The organism is Actinomadura monticuli (assembly GCF_041463655.1).
GTDB lineage: Bacteria > Actinomycetota > Actinomycetes > Streptosporangiales > Streptosporangiaceae > Spirillospora > Spirillospora monticuli.
This window is the reverse complement of record NZ_JAXCEI010000017.1, coordinates 72,107-87,998: the sequence shown is the minus strand read 5'-3', so window position 1 is coordinate 87,998 and position 15,892 is coordinate 72,107. Positions and strand designations below refer to the sequence as shown.

The following is a 15,892-nucleotide window of genomic DNA, read 5'->3' as shown; positions in this document are numbered from 1 at the left end:
CCGGGCCGGGACTCGCGGACGCGCCGAAAACGTCCGCGCCGCGCCGTAGACTCGCACGTGATGTCGAAGACCGAAGCTCACCCCTTGCTCGATGGCCTCAACCCGCAGCAGCGCGCCGCCGTCGTGCACTCCGGCGGCCCCCTGCTGATCGTCGCGGGCGCCGGCTCGGGCAAGACCCGGGTGCTCACCCACCGCATCGCGCACCTGCTCGGCGAGCGAGGCGTGCACCCCGGCCAGATCCTGGCGATCACGTTCACCAACAAGGCCGCCGCCGAGATGAAGGAGCGCGTCGACGCCCTCGTCGGGCCGCGCTCGCGCGCCATGTGGGTGATGACGTTCCACTCCGCCTGCGTGCGGATCCTGCGCCGCGAGGCCAAGCGGCTCGGCTTCCCGACGAGCTTCTCGATCTACGACCAGGCCGACGCGAACCGGCTGATGGCGCTCGTCTGCCGCGAGCTCGACCTCGACCCGAAGCGGTACCCGCCGAAGTCGTTCAGCGCCCAGGTGTCGAACCTGAAGAACGAGCTGATCGACTACGAGACGTTCAAGGAGCGGGCGTCGACGCACATGGAGCAGACGCTCGCCGAGGCGTACGAGATGTACCAGGCGCGGCTCCAGCAGGCCGGCGCCATGGACTTCGACGACCTCATCATGATGACGGTCAACCTGCTGCAGGTCTTCCCGGAGGCCGCCGAGCACTACCGGCGCCGGTTCCGGCACGTCCTCGTCGACGAGTACCAGGACACGAACCACGCGCAGTACGAGCTGGTGCGCGAGCTGACGGCCCCCATCACGGTTCCTGAGGGGTCGTCCCCCCGGGAGGAGCAGGTCGATGGGGTCGGCGCGGCCGAGCTGTGCGTCGTCGGCGACGCCGACCAGTCGATCTACGCGTTCCGCGGCGCGACGATCCGCAACATCCTGGAGTTCGAGCGCGACTACCCGGACGCCACCACCATCCTGCTGGAGCAGAACTACCGCTCCACCCAGACCATCCTGTCGGCGGCCAACGCGGTGATCGAGCGCAACGCCGACCGCAAGCCGAAGAAGCTGTGGTCCGACCAGGGCGAGGGCCACAAGATCACCGGCTATGTGGCCGACAACGAGCACGACGAGGCCGCGTTCGTCGCCCACGAGGTCGACCGGCTCACCGACGACGGCGACGCCCGTCCCGGCGACGTCGCCGTGTTCTACCGCACCAACGCCCAGTCGCGTGTCTTCGAAGAGGTGTTCATCCGGGTCGGGCTGCCCTACAAGGTCGTCGGCGGCGTCCGGTTCTACGAGCGCAAGGAGATCCGCGACGCGCTCGCCTACCTGCGCTGCCTCGCCAACCCCGAGGACACCGTCTCCCTGCGGCGCATCCTGAACGTCCCCAAGCGCGGCATCGGCGACCGCGCCGAGGCGTGCGTCGAGGCGTACGCGTCCCGCGAGCGCATCTCGTTCTGGCAGGCGCTCCGCGTCCCCGAGGACGTCCCCGGCATGGCGACCCGCTCGATCAACGCCGTCCGCGAGTTCGTCGCCCTGCTGGACGAGCTGCGCACGGCCGCCGAGACGCTCACCCCCGCCGACCTCGTCGCCGAGATCCTCAAGGCCAGCGGCTACCTGGAGGAGCTCCAGAACTCCAAGGACCCGCAGGACGAGACCCGCGTCGAGAACCTCCACGAACTGGAGGCCGTCGCCCGCGAGTTCGAGGAGCGCCTCGACGGCGAATCCGCCGAGGGACGCCTCCCCGAGTTCCTGGAGCAGGTCGCCCTGGTCGCCGACGCCGACTCCATCCCCGGCGGCGCGAAGGGCGCCCCCGTCCCCCCGGGCGAGCAGCCCGAGGAGACCGACCAGGGCGTCGTCACCCTGATGACCCTGCACACCGCCAAGGGCCTCGAATTCCCGGTCGTGTTCCTCACCGGCATGGAGGACGGCGTCTTCCCGCACCTGCGCGCCATGAGCAACCCCAAGGAACTCGAAGAGGAGCGCCGCCTCGCCTACGTCGGCATAACCCGCGCCCGGCAGCGCCTCTACGTGTCCCGCGCCGCGATGCGCAGCTCGTGGGGCGCGCCCCAGGTCAACCCGCCGTCCCGGTTCCTCGGCGAGGTCCCGAGGAACCTCGTCGAATGGGAGCGGGAGGCGTCCTCGGCGTCCACCCCGGCGATGGCCCGGATGGCCGAGCGGCCGGGCACCCGCTCGCCCGGCAACCGCGCCGTCCCGTCGCTCGCGCCGGGCGACAAGGTCACCCACGACGCCTTCGGGCTCGGCACCGTCGTCTCCGTCTACGACCGGGGCGAGAAGGCCAGCGTCGACTTCGGCGGCGAGTACGGCGTCCGCACCCTCGTGCTGCGCTTCGCGACCATCGAGAAGCTCTGATGGCGCCGGCCAACGAGCAGGTGAACGACCGCGCGTTCCTCAAGGAGATGTACGCGGACGACTACTACCCGGCCCGCCTCGTCGACCAGGGCCGGGCGATCCTGCTGCGGCTCTGCGAGCGGATCGAGGCGGAGCGGCCGGCCGATCTGGCGGCGCTGTACCCGCTCACGCACGCGGCCACGGAGGAGTTCAACGCGCTGGAGGAGGAGTTCGTCGCGGCGGACAGCGAGATCGAGACCGTCGCGAGGGAGGCCATCGCCATGGAGTTCTGGTTCGTCGCCTCCGCGTACGGCTTCGCGGACGCCGACATCGAGGAGCTGATCGCGCCCCGCAACTGGTGACCCCCCGCAGGGCCGTTCAGACCGGGCGGTCTGCAGGAGGTAATCGGGAGGGTCGACTGGACGATCCGGTCGTCCTGGTTCAGGAGTTCCGCGCGGGTGCGGACGATGCCGTGGTCGGGCTCGGTACCAGCAGGGCGCTTCCTCATTCCGGCCGGACGGCCGGAGTGAGGGAGGCGAGGAAGTCGTCGAGCATGGCGGTCTGGCGGTCGGCGGGGAACCGGGCCGGGTCGAAGAGCGCGTGGACGACGAGGCCGTGCGCGAAGGCGGCGGCAGACGCGACGACGTCGTCCACGTCGCTGGAGGCGGGCAGCTCGCCGCGCGCGACGGCCGCCGCGACGTGCGGGCGGAGCCGGCCGCGCCAGCTGCCGTAGCGGTCCCTCTGGCGGGCCGCGAGGTCGGGGTCGGCGAGCGCGACGTCCCAGGAGCCGACCCAGACGCGGTTCATGGCGGCGGCGTCCGGGGTCAGGGGGAGGACGTCGAGGAGCGCGGCGCGGAGGGCGGGCAGGCCGGGGGCGGGGGCGTCGCGGAGGGGACGGGTCGCGGTGCGCTCGTCGGCGAGGTCGAGGGCGTGCGCGATCAGCGCCTTCTTGCTCGGGAAGTAGTGCGTGAGCAGGCCGGTGGAGGCGTCCATCTCGGTGGCGACGGCGCGCAGGGTGAGGCCGCCGAAGCCGCGGGCGGCGAGGACGCGCCAGACGGCCTCGGACACGTCCCGGCGGCGGGCTTCGTGGTCACCTCGTGCGGGCATTCCCGTAGGGTACATAACAAACGTTCGGTACGTACCCCCTGGGAGGCCCCCATGTTCGCTCTCACGCTCGCCGAAGGCGCGGAGCTCCGGCCGCTGGAGCCGTGGCGGGCGGCCGAGTTCGCCGCGCACGTGGACCGGGTCCGCGCCGACATCCGCGACTACATTCCGTTCGCCGGGACTGTCGTGGACGAGCCGGCGGCCCGGCGGTTCCTGCAGGCGTACGCCGACAAGCAGGCGCGGGACGCGGCGCGCATCTACGGCATCTGGGTGGACGGCGTCCTCCAGGGCGGCACGTTGTTCCGGACGTTCGACGCCGGGCGGGGCATCTGCGAGGCGGGCGTGTGGCTCGCGGCGGAGGCGCGGGGGCGCGGGCTGGTGACCGCAGCCGTCCGCCACATGATCGACTGGGCGTTCGGCGAGCGCGGGCTGCACCGGGTCGAGTGGCTCTGCGACCCGCGCAACACCGCCAGCGCGGCCGTCGCGCGGCGGCTCGGCATGACGTGCGAGGGGCTCCACCGGCAGGCGTTCACGCTGGACGGAGAGCGCAGGGACGTCCAGGTTTGGGCCGTCCTCGCCGCGGAGTGGCCGGCCGGGCCGGCCTCTGCGGACTCTTAGGGGACGGGGAGGGGGCGTTCCAGGGCGGAGAGCGTCAGCAGGACCAGGGAGGCCGTCCAGCCGAGGGGCGCCGGGCCCGCGGGCTTGCCGCTCGGGCTCACCTTCTCCGGCAGGACGCCGAGGGACGTGCGGTGGGCGGACAGCCAGCCGAGCCGGCCGAGCGCCTCGTCCGTGCGGCCCGACGCGGCGGCGTTCAGCCCGAAGAGGGCCGTCTCGGGCGTCCAGGCGACGTCCGGGGTGCCGGACCAGCGCTCGCCCGGCAGCACGCCCCCGTTCGGCAGCGCCTGCTTGCGCGCGGCGTCCTGGATCGCGGCGGTGACACCGGCGTCGGACGGCGCGAACGGCGGCGCGAGGAACGTCACGGACGTGTCCATCAGCCCGCCGGGGATGGGTGAGCGCGGGTAGCCGTAGGGCGCGAACTGCCTGTCCACGGCGTCGGCGACGCGCTGCGCCGCATGCCGCCACTCGGCCGCCTTGCCGGTCTCGCCGCGTCCCTGCGCGAGGTCGCCGGCGGCCCGCAGCCCCGCGAGGACGGGCCCGACGACGCCGAGCGTGGGGCGCCGCGGGTCCTGCTCGCGGCCCGGGTCGCGCTCCCAGTAGTCGGACGAGGCGGGCGGCAGGCCCTCGGCGTCCAGCGAGCCGGCCAGGTGGTCGGCGGCGCGGCGCACCATCGGCCACAGGTCCGGCAGGTCGTCCGTGGACCCGGTCTGGGCGCGGTAGAACCAGGCCGCCCACAGCACCCAGCCGAGCGAGTCGAGCTGGGGCGCGCGGCCGTCGGCGACCGCCGTCCCGTCGGCGTTGTAGCGCGCGGCCCACATCCCGTTGTCGCTCTGCGCGCGGGCGAGGAAGCGCAGGACGCGGCGGGCCTCCGACGGGTGGCCGGTGACGCTGAACGCGGCGACGGTGAACGCCGAGTCGCGCGGCCAGCAGTACCGCCACTTGGTGTACCAGGAGGCGAGCGAGGCGCCGTTCGGGCGGGTGAGGAGCCGCAGGTCGAGCAGCGCGCGCGCCGACATGTCGCGGTACGCGGCGCCCTGCCCGCCGGTCGGGACCGCGCCCTTGGCCAGCCAGGCGCTGTCGGCCCGGACGGCGCGGGCGACCCGCGGATCGGACCGGTCCACGGTGATGGGGGTGTCGCCGCCGGACGGGATGAGCCTGACGCGCCCGTCGTCGAGCCGGACGACCGAGCTGTCCGGCAGGTAGGCGGCTCCCTCGGCCTGCTCGGGGGAGAGCGGGACGCCGGCGAACGGCCAGCCGCCCCCGCCGATGAGGCCGGGGCTCGCCCAGCCGGGGCTGGACGGTTCGGGCACGTTGGCGCCGCCGGTCGCGACGAGCGCGGCCACGAGCAGGAGGGCGCCGGTGCGGCGGATCTTGCGCGCGCCCGACCGCCTGCGGGACCATGGCCGCGCGGGCCTCGGCCGCATCGGCGGGGGCGGCGGCGCGGTACCGCCGGGGCCGGCCGGGACCGGCCTCGCGGGGACGGGGACGGGGACGGTGATGGATGTGTCCCGTTCCTCCGCCATCGCCATGCGTTCGCCCCCTTTGCCGCATCCCACCGCAGCGAATTAAGTACATCAAACTACGTCAATTGGTTCATCCTCCTCACGGGCCACTCGTGCCCACCCCTCAGGAGGAGACACCTGCCGCCCGGTGACACTTGCCTTCTAGAGTGGACACTCCGTGACATATGGACCCGGCGGCATCACCACGAAGGCGGGTTGACTAGGCTGCGTCGACGGAGCGGACCGCAGAGTCCAGGCCGCACGGACACCCGTGTAGATCGCCGACTCGTGTGGTCTTTGGCTGTCGATCCGTTTAAGGACGCCTCGTGGACCTGTTCGAACATCAGGCGAAGGAACTCTTCGCCGAGTACGGGGTACCGGTGCCTACCGGCAAGGTCGCCCATACTCCCCAGGAAGCACGCGCCATCGCGGAGGAGCTGTTCTCCGCGGGCAGCAAGAAGGTCGTGGTCAAGGCCCAGGTGAAGACCGGGGGCCGGGGCAAGGCCGGCGGCGTGAAGCTGGCCGACACGGCCGACGAGGCGGAGACGCTCGCCGGTCAGATCCTCGGCATGGACATCAAGGGCCACACGGTCCACAAGGTCCTGATCGAGGAGGGGAGCGCGATCGCGCAGGAGTACTACTTCTCCTTCCTGCTCGACCGCGCCAACCGCACCTTCCTGTCCATCTGCTCCGTCGAGGGCGGCGTGGAGATCGAGGAGGTGCCGCACGACCGGCTGGCGATGGTGCCGGTGTCCCCGCTGGACGGCGTCGACCGGGCCAAGGCCCGCGAGATCGCCGAGCAGGGCCGCCTCCCGCAGGAGGCGCTCGACGGCGCCGCCGAGCTGATCGAGCGGCTGTGGGCCGTGTTCACCGACGAGGACGCCTCCCTCGTCGAGGTGAACCCGATGATCCTCACCGCCGACGGCCAGGTGAAGGCCCTCGACGGCAAGGTCACGCTGGACGACAACGCCGGGTTCCGCCAGGAGCACGACAAGTTCGAGGACAAGGCCGCCGCCGACCCGCTGGAGGCCGCGGCCAAGGCCAAAGACCTCAACTACGTCAAGCTGGACGGCAGCGTCGGCATCATCGGCAACGGTGCCGGCCTGGTCATGTCCACGCTGGACGTCGTCGCCTACGCGGGCGAGCAACTGAAGGGGCAAGGGGAGGCGGGCGGGGGGCAGAAGCCCGCGAACTTCCTCGACATCGGCGGCGGCGCGTCCGCCGAGGTGATGGCGAACGGGCTGGAGATCGTCCTGTCCGACGCCGCCGTCAAGTCGGTGTTCGTGAACGTCTTCGGCGGCATCACCGCCTGCGACGCCGTCGCCAACGGCATCGTCTCCGCCTACAAGCTGCTGGCCGACCGCGGCGAGACCGTCGACCGGCCGCTCGTCGTCCGGCTGGACGGCAACAACGCCGAACTCGGGCGCAAGATCCTCAGCGACGCGGGGCTGCCCGGCGTCCAGCAGGTCGACACCATGGACGCGGCGGCCGAGCGCGCCGCCGAACTCGCAGCGGCAGGTGCATGACAATGGCCATCTGGCTCACCGAGAACAGCAAGATCATCGTCCAGGGCATCACGGGCTCCGAGGGCACCAAGCACGGCCGCCGGATGCTCGCGTCCGGCGCCCAGGTCGTCGGCGGCGTGAACGCCCGCAAGGCCGGCCAGACGGTCGACTTCGACGGCACCTCCCTCCCGGTGTTCGGCACCGTCAAGGAGGCCATGGAGCAGACCGGCGCGGACGTGTCCGTCGTGTTCGTCCCGCCGAAGTTCACCAAGGACGCCGTCGTCGAGGCGATCGACGCCGAGATCCCGCTCTGCGTGGTCATCACCGAGGGCATCCCGGTGCACGACACCGCCTACTTCTGGGCGTACGCCGAGAAGGCAGGGAACAAGACGCGCATCATCGGGCCGAACTGCCCCGGCATCGCGTCGCCCGGCAAGTCGAACGCGGGCATCATCCCGGCCGACATCACCACGCCCGGCCGCATCGGGCTGGTGTCCAAGTCGGGCACGCTGACCTACCAGATGATGTACGAGCTGCGCGACATCGGCTTCACCACCTGCGTCGGCATCGGCGGCGACCCCGTCATCGGGACGACCCACATCGACGCGCTCCAGGCGTTCCAGGACGACCCGGAGACCGACGCCATCGTGATGATCGGTGAGATCGGGGGCGACGCCGAGGAGCGCGCCGCCGCCTACATCGAGCAGCACGTGACCAAGCCCGTCGTCGGCTACGTCGCCGGGTTCACCGCCCCCGAGGGCAAGACCATGGGCCACGCGGGCGCGATCGTGTCCGGCTCCGCCGGCACCGCGCAGGCGAAGAAGGAGGCCCTGGAGAAGGTCGGCGTCCGGGTCGGCAAGACCCCGAGCGAGACCGCCGTCCTCATGCGGGAGATCATGCAGAACCGCTGACCCCGCGCGACCCCGAAAGACGCCCGAGCCGCCTGCCGAAGCGCGGCTTGGGCGTCTTTCGTTCGCGGCCCGGGTCCCGGACGACAAAGGCGACACGCCGGGCGGGCGGACCGCCGGGAGCCGGGCGCGGTGCCAGCATGGACCGGTGAGCGACGAGACCCCCGGGCGGCGTGCGAAGCGCGAGCCGGCGAAGGACGAGCCCGGACGGACCGGCGGACGGCCGCGCGCCGAGCCGCCGAGGGGGCGCCCGCCGGCCGCCGCCGCGGCGCGCCCGCTGTACGTGACCGGGCTGGTCGCGGCGCTGTGGTGCGTCGGGATCGGGCTCGCCGTGCTCACCACGATCACGCTCATCGGATGGATCGCGGCGCCGAAGACGGCGCTCGGCCACGGCATGTCCGGGGTGTTCCGGACGGCCGTGAACTTCTGGCTCGTGTCCCACCACGCGGGCTTCTCCTACGGGCAGGGACGGGTCGGGCTGCTGCCGCTCGGCGTCCTCGTCCTGCCCGGCGTGCTGCTGTACCGGGGCGGCGGCTGGATGATCCGGGTCGCGGGGCTGCGGCGGCGCCCGCGGATCGCGGTCGCGCACGTGGCGGTCGCGCTGGCCGCGCCGTACGCGGGGCTGGCCGCGCTGCTCGCGTTCGCGGCGTCCTCCGAGGAGGTGCGGCCGTCGGCGTGGCAGGCGCTCATCGGTTGCTTCCTCGTCGCCGCCGTCGCGGGCGGCCTCGGCGCCGCGCGGGCCGTCGTCGCGGCGCAGGTCGCGGCGGAGGCGCGCGGCCGGCGGGTCAGGTCGGGGCTCGGCGCGCTGCTGCGGCTGCTGCCCGATCGGCCCCGCTCACTGGTGATCGGGGTGGCGGGGGCGCTCGGCGTGCTGCTGGCGTCCGGCGCGGTGCTCGTGGCCGTGGCGCTCGCCATGAACATGCCGGGCGCCGACGACCTGTACGACATGCTCGCCCCCGGCGTCGTCGGCGGCGTCCTGCTGCTGCTGGTCGAGCTGGCCTTCCTGCCGAACGCGGTGGTCTGGGGGATGGCGTACGCGGTGGGCCCGGGGTTCTCCGTCGGCGCCGGGACGAGCGTCTCGCCGACCGGGGTGTTCCTGGACGCCGTCCCCGCGTTCCCGCCGCTCGCGGCGCTGCCGGAGCCCGGTCCCGCGCCCGCGCTGTCGCTGCTCGCGCTGGCCGCGCCGTTCGTCGCGGGCGCGGTCGGCGGCGTCCTCACGATCAGGTCGCTGCCGAGCCCGGCGGCGGAGGGCGCGCCGCTCTGGGGGTTCGTGTCGGGCGCGCTGACGGGCGTCGTGGCGGCGCTGCTCAGCGCGCTGTCGGGCGGGCCGCTGGGCGGCGGCCGGATGGCGACCGTGGGGCCGTCGCCCTGGCAGGTGGGGCTGCTCGCGGCCCTGGAGGTCGGGATCTCGGCGGCGATCGCGGCGTGGGCGGCCAACGTGCTGGTGCTGCGGCGCCCGGCGCGCGCCGCCTCCGGGAAGGCGGCCGGGAAGAAGGCCGAGAAGAAGGCGGGGACGAAGGCGGGGAAGGCGGGGAAGGCGGGGAGGCCGAAGCGGCCGGCCCGTCCGGAGCCCGTGGCGGTGCCGCTGTCGGCGCCGGTCCCGGGCGACTACGACCCGCCCGCGCGGTCCGGGGAGCCCGCGAAGCCCGCGGCGAAGGCGCCGAGGGCCCCGCACGCGCCGGACCCGCTGGAGTTCGAGGAGGCCGACCCCGTCCTCGCGCCGCGGCGGCCCCGCCGGCGGAGCGACCCGCTGCCCGACCTGGTCGAGGAGCGGGTCCCGGAACCGGCCCCGGAGCCCGCGCCCGGCCCGGTCCACGGCGACGGCGACGGCACGATCGTCGTCGAAGGCCACATCGTGGACGATCCCGAACCGGGGCCCGAGCCGCCGCGCAGGCCCGTCCCGCCGCCGCGCGCGGACCCGAACCGCACCGAGAACCGGGGCGGCGCGATCTACGTCCTGCGCGAGGAGCCCGAGCGGGACGACTAGCGCCGGAAGATCGGCGCCGGGGACGTCGGGGCCGGGCGGTCAGAGCAGGTGGCCGTACTTGTCCATCCAGCCGGGCGGCAGGTCGAGCTTGTCCTCGATCTTCGGGTAGTACTCGTCGCGGCACACCTGCTTGTCGGTGTTGGTGTTGGACGCGTTGACGCAGTCCCAGTAGCCGCTGAACTCCGTCCGCAGGAAGACCGCCATCGCGACCATCAGCAGCGACATCGCCAGGCCGATCCCGCCCATGACCATGCCGGGGAGGGCGCCGGGCACGGCGTCCCGGGTGCCGCGCACCTGCCGCCGGGCCCGGATCCCGACGACGAGCGCGGCGACGCCGAGCACGAGGCCGAGCGGATAGAAGAACAACGAGGTCAGCAGGGCGATGCCGCCGAGCCACAGGGCCCGCAGGCCGGTCTGCCGCGCCTCGGACGGTCCTGCGGGCGGCTCTCCCGCCGGCCGCCCGTCCGGGCGGTCCTCGGGACGGGCCTCGCGGCCCTGCTGCTCGCTCACGTTCGTTTCCTCCTGGCCCGTCCGCTTGGACGTACGGTGTGGATCCGCCCGCGCGGATCTGCGGTGAAGCGGTGTCGAACCGGCCCGATAGGCTTCGTGGTGTCCCAGCAACGTCCACCGGGGAGTCATGGTGTCCGCCCGGCTCGTCGTCCTCGTCTCCGGCGCGGGGACCAACCTACAAGCGCTGCTCGACGCGTGCGCGGATCCAGCCTACGGGGCGAAAGTGGTGGCCGTGGGGGCGGACCGCCCGGATATCGCGGGAACCGAACGCGCAGAACGTGTGGGTTTGCCCACTTTTACGGTGCGCGTCCCGGATTTCCCGTCCCGGGACGACTGGGACGCGGCCCTGGCCGAGGCCGTCGCCGAGCACGAACCCGACCTCGTCGTCTCCGCCGGCTTCATGAAGATCTTCGGGCCGCGCTTCCTGGCGCGGTTCGGCGGCCGGACGGTCAACACCCATCCCGCGCTGCTGCCCTCGTTCCCCGGCGCGCACGCCGTACGGGACGCCCTGGCGTACGGCGTCAAGGTCACGGGCTGTACGGTTCACTTCGTCGACGAAGGCGTGGACACCGGACCCGTCATCGCCCAGGAGACCGTCCCCGTGGGCTGGCATGACGACGAAGACTCCCTGCACGAGCGGATCAAGCGGGTGGAGCGCCGGCTCCTCGTCGACGTCGTCGGACGCCTCGCCCGCGACGGCTGGACCACGCGCGGCAGGCGGGTCTCGATGAAGTGCAGGACCTGCGGCGACGCGTCCGACAGGGTAACTTCCGACGATCATGAGGGGAGCTCGGCCGGTGAGTCGGGTGGCGATTAGGCGCGCGCTGATCAGCGTGTACGACAAGACCGGGCTGGAGGAGCTGGCCCGCGGCCTGCACGAGGCCGGGGTGGAGATCGTCTCGACGGGGTCCACGGCGGGCCGGATCTCCGCCGCCGGCGTCCCGGTGATGAAGGTGGAGAAGCTCACCGGCTTCCCCGAGTGCCTGGACGGACGGGTCAAGACCCTGCACCCCAAGGTGCACGCGGGCCTGCTCGCCGACCGCCGCAAGGAGGACCACCTCCAGCAGCTCGACGACCTGGCCGTGGAGCCGTTCGACCTCGTGATCGCGAACCTGTACCCGTTCGCCGACACGGTCGACTCGGGCGCGGGGCCGGACGAGTGCGTCGAGCAGATCGACATCGGCGGCCCGACGATGGTGCGCGCCGCCGCGAAGAACCACGCGAGCGTGTCCGTCGTCGTCGACCCGGCCGCGTACGGGTCCGTCCTCGACGCGGTGAAGGCCGGCGGGTTCACCCTGGCGGAGCGGCGCCGCCTCGCCGCGCGGGCGTTCGCGCACACCGCGTCCTACGACGTGGCCGTGGCGTCCTGGTTCGCCGGCTCCTACGCCCCCGACGAGACCGCCGCCGAGACGCGGTGGCCCGACTTCCTCGGCGCCACCTGGGAACGGTCGAACACCCTCCGGTACGGCGAGAACCCGCACCAGCGCGCGGCCCTGTACCGCTCGCCCGGCGAGACCGGGCTGGCCGGCGCGGAGCAGCTGTACGGCAAGGAGATGTCCTACAACAACTACGTGGACACCGACGCCGCCCGCCGCGCCGCCTACGACTTCACCGAGCCGTGCGTGGCGATCATCAAGCACGCCAACCCGTGCGGCATCGCGGTCGGCGCCGACATCGCCGAGGCGCACCGCAAGGCGCACGCCTGCGACCCCGTGTCCGCCTACGGCGGCGTGATCGCGGCGAACCGCCCGGTCACCGCCGCCATGGCGCGGCAGGTCACCGAGAGCTTCGCCGAGGTGGTCATCGCCCCCGCCTTCGACGACGAGGCCGTCACCGTCCTGAAGGACCGGTTCAAGAACGTCCGGCTGCTCGTCTGCCCGGACGCCCCGGCCGGCGCCGCCGAGTACCGGCGCATCGACGGCGGCGTCCTGCTGCAGGACGTCGACCGCGTGGACGCGCCCGGCGACGACCCGTCCACCTGGGAACTCAAGACCGGCGACGCCGTCGACGAGGCCACCCTGCGCGACCTGGCGTTCGCGTGGCGGGCGGTCCGCTCGGTGAAGTCGAACGCGATCCTGCTGGCCGCAGGCGGCGCGACCGTCGGCGTCGGGATGGGCCAGGTCAACCGGGTCGACTCCGCCAAGCTCGCGGTCGCGCGGGCCGGCGCGGAGCGCGCCGCGTCCGCCGTGGGCGCGTCCGACGCGTTCTTCCCCTTCCCGGACGGCCTCGAAGTGCTCACCGAGGCGGGCGTGAAGGCGGTCGTCGAACCCGGCGGGTCCGTCAACGACGACAAGGTGATCGAGGCGGCGCGGAAGGCCGGGATCGCCCTGTACTTCACCGGCGTCCGGCACTTCTTCCACTGACGCGCTGATGGCCGGAGGGGCCGGCCGGCCCGCGGACTGCCCACTCGTTCCGGCAGGTAGTCTCGGGCTGGCCGCGCCCTCATGACCCTCCGTTGACTCCGGCGCGGGCATTCCGTGATGGAGGCGCGATGGACGTGCTGCTCGCCGTCATGCTGAGGTCGGTGTACCTGGTCGGCTCGCTGCTGATGGACTCCCGCCAGGTGATCGGGCTGGTCGCCGCCTTCCTGGCCGCGGTCCTGGCCGCCCGGTTCGGCTGGCACGGCACCGACCGCGTGCTCGCCCGGCGGCAGCGCTCGGAGGACTAGCGCAGCCGTTCCCGCAGGGCCCGCGCCGCGGCGGGCCACTCGTCGTCGGTCATGCCGTAGGCGGCGGTGTCGCGGATCGAACCGTCCGCCCGGATCCGGTGCTTGCGGTGCACGCCCTCGAACGAGGCGCCGAGCCGCTCGATCGCCGCCCGCGACCGCGCGTTCCGGACGTGCGTGTGCCAGCCGACCCGGATCGCGCCCAGCTCGTCGAACGCGCGGCCGAGCAGGAGCAGCTTCGCCTCGGTGTTGACCGCCGTCCGGTGCCACCGCGCGCCGAGCCAGGTGTGGCCGATGCACAGGCCCCGGTGGGACGGCGCGACCTCGTAGTACGACGTCGTCCCCGCCACCTCCCCGGTCGCCGCGTCGATCTGGACCCAGGGGAGCCGGACGCGGCGCTCGCACTCGTCCAGCGCCCTGCCGACGAGCGCGGCCATCTCGCCGGCCGTCCCCGGCCGCCGCTCGCTCAGCCACGTCCACACGTCCGGGTCCCTGGACGCCTCGAACAGCCCGCCGGCGTGCTCGGGGGACAGCGGCTCCAGCCGCACATGACGCCCGGTCAGGACGGGCCGCTCGAACCATGCGTCGCTCATGCCGCTCACGCTAGAAGGCCCGGCGCCCGCGCCGGCAGGGCCACTCGGCGCCGATTCCCGCGTGCCACTCGCCCGTTACCATGGGTTTTCACGTGACTGGCGCGGCAAGGTGGATCACCACCGGGGAGCGAACGACAGTCCCGTTGCCGCGCGCCTGGGCGGACGGGACCTCGAGCCGGGCTCGGTCCTGCGAGGCCCCGGCGAGATCCACGCGGAGGAACGCATGACGGCACAGATTCTGGACGGCAAGGCCACGGCCGCCGAGATCCGCTCGAACCTCAAGGTCCGCGTCGAGGCGCTCCGCGACCGCGGCGTGACCGTCGGGCTCGGCACCGTGCTGGTCGGCGACGACCCGGGCAGCCGCTCCTACGTCAACATGAAGCACCGCGACTGCGCCGAGGTCGGCATCGAGAGCATCCGCCGCGACCTGCCCGCCACCGCCTCCCAGGACGACGTGGAGCGGGCCGTCGCCGAGCTGAACGCCGACCCGGCCTGCACCGGCTACATCGTCCAGCTCCCGCTGCCGAAGGGCCTGGACGAGCAGCGCGTGCTGGAGCGCATCGACCCGGCCAAGGACGCCGACGGCCTGCACCCGACGAACCTCGGCCGGCTCGTCCTGATGCGGCCGGGGCCGCTGCCCTGCACCCCGAAGGGCATCGTGGAGCTGCTGCGCCGCTTCGACGTCCCGATCAAGGGCGCCGAGGTCGCCGTCGTCGGCCGCGGCATCACGGTCGGGCGCTCCCTCGGCCTGCTGCTGACCCGCCGCACCGAGAACGCGACCGTCACCCTCTGCCACACCGCGACCCGGGACCTGGCCGCGCACACCCGCGCGGCCGACATCGTCGTGGCCGCCGCCGGCGTCCCCGGCCTGATCACCGCCGACATGGTGAGGCCGGGCGCGGCCGTCCTCGACGTGGGCGTCTCCCGGGTGGACGGCAAGCTCGCCGGGGACGTCGCCGCCGACGTCGCCGAGGTCGCCGGATGGGTCGCGCCCAACCCCGGCGGCGTCGGCCCGATGACCCGCGCGATGCTGCTCGCGAACGTCGTCGAGGCCGCCGAGCGGGACGGCTGACGCACGCACACACGCGGACGGGGCCGCCGCCCCAGCACCGAGGCGGCGGCCCCGTACTCGTCTTCCCCGGCCGGGGCCGCGCCGTCACCTGCACGGCCCCGCCCGGGAGGGTTCAGCGATCGCCCTCGTTGCGCGCTGCCGGGAGGACGACCGCAGGTTCACATCAGCTGGCCCTCCGTCCGGCGGTGCTCGGGGCGGGACGTCCCGGCCCGTGCCCGTGGCCGGGGGCGCCCGGCCGCCGCGTCTCCGTCGTGCCGCGGACCCCGGGGACCCGGCCGTCCACCGGCGGACGTCCCTGGTGCGGGACGTGCACCGGCGGCAGCGGACGGACGAGGCCCATCGCGATGACCTCGTTGGCGAGCCGCGTGCGCCGGTTGGCGCCCTCGGGGATGCGGAACTTCTGGTAGAGGCGCAACAGGTGCTGCTTGACGGCGGCTTCGGTGACGACCAGCTCGCCGGCGATGTCGCGTGCCGTGGCGGGGGCCACGAACGCCTCGTCGGACAGGGCGGGTCGGCACAGCGAGGTCAGCACGTCGACCTCGCGGCGGGTGAGCTCGGGTGCGACGGCGCGCCGCAGTTCGACGTCCGGGTCGACCTCCTCACGGGGGATGCCCCCCAACCGGCAGCGCGCCGTGCCGAAGCTCACGACGTCACCGTCCTCCAGCACACGGCGGGCGATCGGCCGGCCGTTGACGCGTGTCCCGTTGCGGGACAGGCCCATGTCCACCACGTAGACGTACGGACCGCGTCGGACGATTTCTGCGTGCAAACGGGACACACTCGGGTCGTCGAGGCGTACGTCGACTCCTCTCCCTCTCCCGACCGTCGTAACGTCGGGGCGCAGCGGCATCACCAGCCCGCTGTCCTCGATCCGCATGAACGGCCCCTCCACGGCAGTCCTCCCAGCTAGTTAGCGACCCCTGTCTGCCGGGTTACCCGGGCGCCGTGCCGTCACACCCTCCTACTGGCGAGTAGCACCGATGGTGCAAGGGATTCCGGCCTCCCGGGCACCCTCCGTCACACCCCTTCTCCCGGCGGCGGGCGGCCGGACGGACCGTTCCATCCCGGCGAGGTCGTCGTGGGCCCCGATCGGC

General features: G+C 73.4%; 15 protein-coding genes and 1 riboswitch. Of the genes, 10 read left to right on the top strand and 5 right to left on the bottom strand.

From position 1 onward, the window contains the following. Positions 1-60: 60 nt before the first annotated feature. Together pcrA and SM611_RS30490 are read left to right on the top strand one after the other, a co-directional pair. Positions 61-2,355, top strand: coding sequence for a DNA helicase PcrA (pcrA, locus tag SM611_RS30495; RefSeq protein WP_371953763.1), 2,295 nt, complete (start codon positions 61-63; stop codon positions 2,353-2,355). Next, positions 2,355-2,696, top strand: a complete 342-nt coding sequence (locus tag SM611_RS30490; RefSeq protein ID WP_371953762.1) for a DUF5713 family protein — start codon at positions 2,355-2,357, stop codon at positions 2,694-2,696. Before pcrA ends, SM611_RS30490 begins: the two co-directional genes overlap by 1 nt. Before the next feature lie 142 nt (positions 2,697-2,838). On the opposite strand, the gene SM611_RS30485 is transcribed toward SM611_RS30490, so the two are convergent. Beyond that, complete coding sequence (locus tag SM611_RS30485) at positions 2,839-3,441, bottom strand: TetR/AcrR family transcriptional regulator (protein ID WP_371953761.1); 603 nt, start codon at positions 3,439-3,441, stop codon at positions 2,839-2,841. A gap of 51 nt (positions 3,442-3,492) precedes the next feature. Between SM611_RS30485 and SM611_RS30480 the strand changes: the two genes are divergently transcribed. Continuing rightward, positions 3,493-4,056, top strand: coding sequence for a GNAT family N-acetyltransferase (locus SM611_RS30480; RefSeq protein ID WP_371953760.1), 564 nt, complete (start codon positions 3,493-3,495; stop codon positions 4,054-4,056). Here SM611_RS30480 and SM611_RS30475 read toward each other — a convergent pair. Further along, positions 4,053-5,585 carry a glycoside hydrolase family 15 protein gene (locus SM611_RS30475; RefSeq protein ID WP_371953759.1) on the bottom strand — a complete coding sequence of 511 codons (1,533 nt, stop codon included), beginning with the start codon at positions 5,583-5,585 and terminating at the stop codon, positions 4,053-4,055. The genes SM611_RS30480 and SM611_RS30475 overlap by 4 nt on opposite strands. Before the next feature lie 299 nt (positions 5,586-5,884). Here SM611_RS30475 and sucC point away from each other — a divergent pair, with 299 nt between their 5' ends. The 3 genes from sucC to SM611_RS30460 all read left to right on the top strand — a co-directional run bounded on the left by sucC (position 5,885) and on the right by SM611_RS30460 (position 9,958). After that, positions 5,885-7,084 (top strand): ADP-forming succinate--CoA ligase subunit beta, encoded by a 1,200-nt coding sequence (gene sucC / locus SM611_RS30470; protein WP_371953758.1) that lies wholly within the window; start codon positions 5,885-5,887, stop codon positions 7,082-7,084. 2 nt (positions 7,085-7,086) lie between these two features. Continuing rightward, the gene (gene sucD, locus SM611_RS30465; RefSeq protein ID WP_371942870.1) at positions 7,087-7,974 is read left to right on the top strand and encodes a succinate--CoA ligase subunit alpha; all 888 of its coding nucleotides are present in this window, start codon (positions 7,087-7,089) and stop codon (positions 7,972-7,974) included. Between the two features lie 145 nt (positions 7,975-8,119). Beyond that, positions 8,120-9,958 carry a cell division protein PerM gene (locus tag SM611_RS30460; RefSeq protein ID WP_371953757.1) on the top strand — a complete coding sequence of 613 codons (1,839 nt, stop codon included), beginning with the start codon at positions 8,120-8,122 and terminating at the stop codon, positions 9,956-9,958. 39 nt (positions 9,959-9,997) lie between these two features. On the opposite strand, the gene SM611_RS30455 is transcribed toward SM611_RS30460, so the two are convergent. After that, positions 9,998-10,468, bottom strand: a complete 471-nt coding sequence (locus SM611_RS30455; protein WP_371953756.1) for a DUF4190 domain-containing protein — start codon at positions 10,466-10,468, stop codon at positions 9,998-10,000. A 127-nt stretch (positions 10,469-10,595) separates the two neighbouring features. On the opposite strand from SM611_RS30455, the gene purN reads away from it, so the two are divergent. From purN to SM611_RS30440, 3 genes are all read left to right on the top strand, one after another. Beyond that, positions 10,596-11,285 (top strand): phosphoribosylglycinamide formyltransferase, encoded by a 690-nt coding sequence (purN, locus tag SM611_RS30450; protein ID WP_371953755.1) that lies wholly within the window; start codon positions 10,596-10,598, stop codon positions 11,283-11,285. Further along, positions 11,266-12,831 carry a bifunctional phosphoribosylaminoimidazolecarboxamide formyltransferase/IMP cyclohydrolase gene (gene purH / locus SM611_RS30445; protein WP_371953754.1) on the top strand — a complete coding sequence of 522 codons (1,566 nt, stop codon included), beginning with the start codon at positions 11,266-11,268 and terminating at the stop codon, positions 12,829-12,831. Before purN ends, purH begins: the two co-directional genes overlap by 20 nt. Before the next feature lie 128 nt (positions 12,832-12,959). Then, entirely contained in the window at positions 12,960-13,136 is a 177-nt protein-coding gene (locus SM611_RS30440) for a hypothetical protein (protein WP_371953753.1), read from the top strand. Here the strand turns inward: SM611_RS30440 and SM611_RS30435 are convergent. Beyond that, positions 13,133-13,726 (bottom strand): GNAT family N-acetyltransferase, encoded by a 594-nt coding sequence (locus SM611_RS30435; RefSeq protein WP_371953752.1) that lies wholly within the window; start codon positions 13,724-13,726, stop codon positions 13,133-13,135. The two genes, SM611_RS30440 and SM611_RS30435, sit on opposite strands and share 4 nt — an antisense overlap. A gap of 82 nt (positions 13,727-13,808) precedes the next feature. Beyond that, a riboswitch (ZMP/ZTP riboswitch) is annotated at positions 13,809-13,893 on the top strand. A gap of 56 nt (positions 13,894-13,949) precedes the next feature. On the opposite strand from SM611_RS30435, the gene SM611_RS30430 reads away from it, so the two are divergent. Then, a complete protein-coding gene (locus SM611_RS30430) occupies positions 13,950-14,798 on the top strand; it encodes a bifunctional methylenetetrahydrofolate dehydrogenase/methenyltetrahydrofolate cyclohydrolase (RefSeq protein ID WP_371953751.1) in 849 nt (282 codons plus the stop codon). A gap of 163 nt (positions 14,799-14,961) precedes the next feature. Here SM611_RS30430 and SM611_RS30425 read toward each other — a convergent pair whose 3' ends face one another. Further along, entirely contained in the window at positions 14,962-15,690 is a 729-nt protein-coding gene (locus SM611_RS30425; protein ID WP_371953750.1) for an FHA domain-containing protein, read from the bottom strand. Positions 15,691-15,892 lie beyond the last annotated feature (202 nt).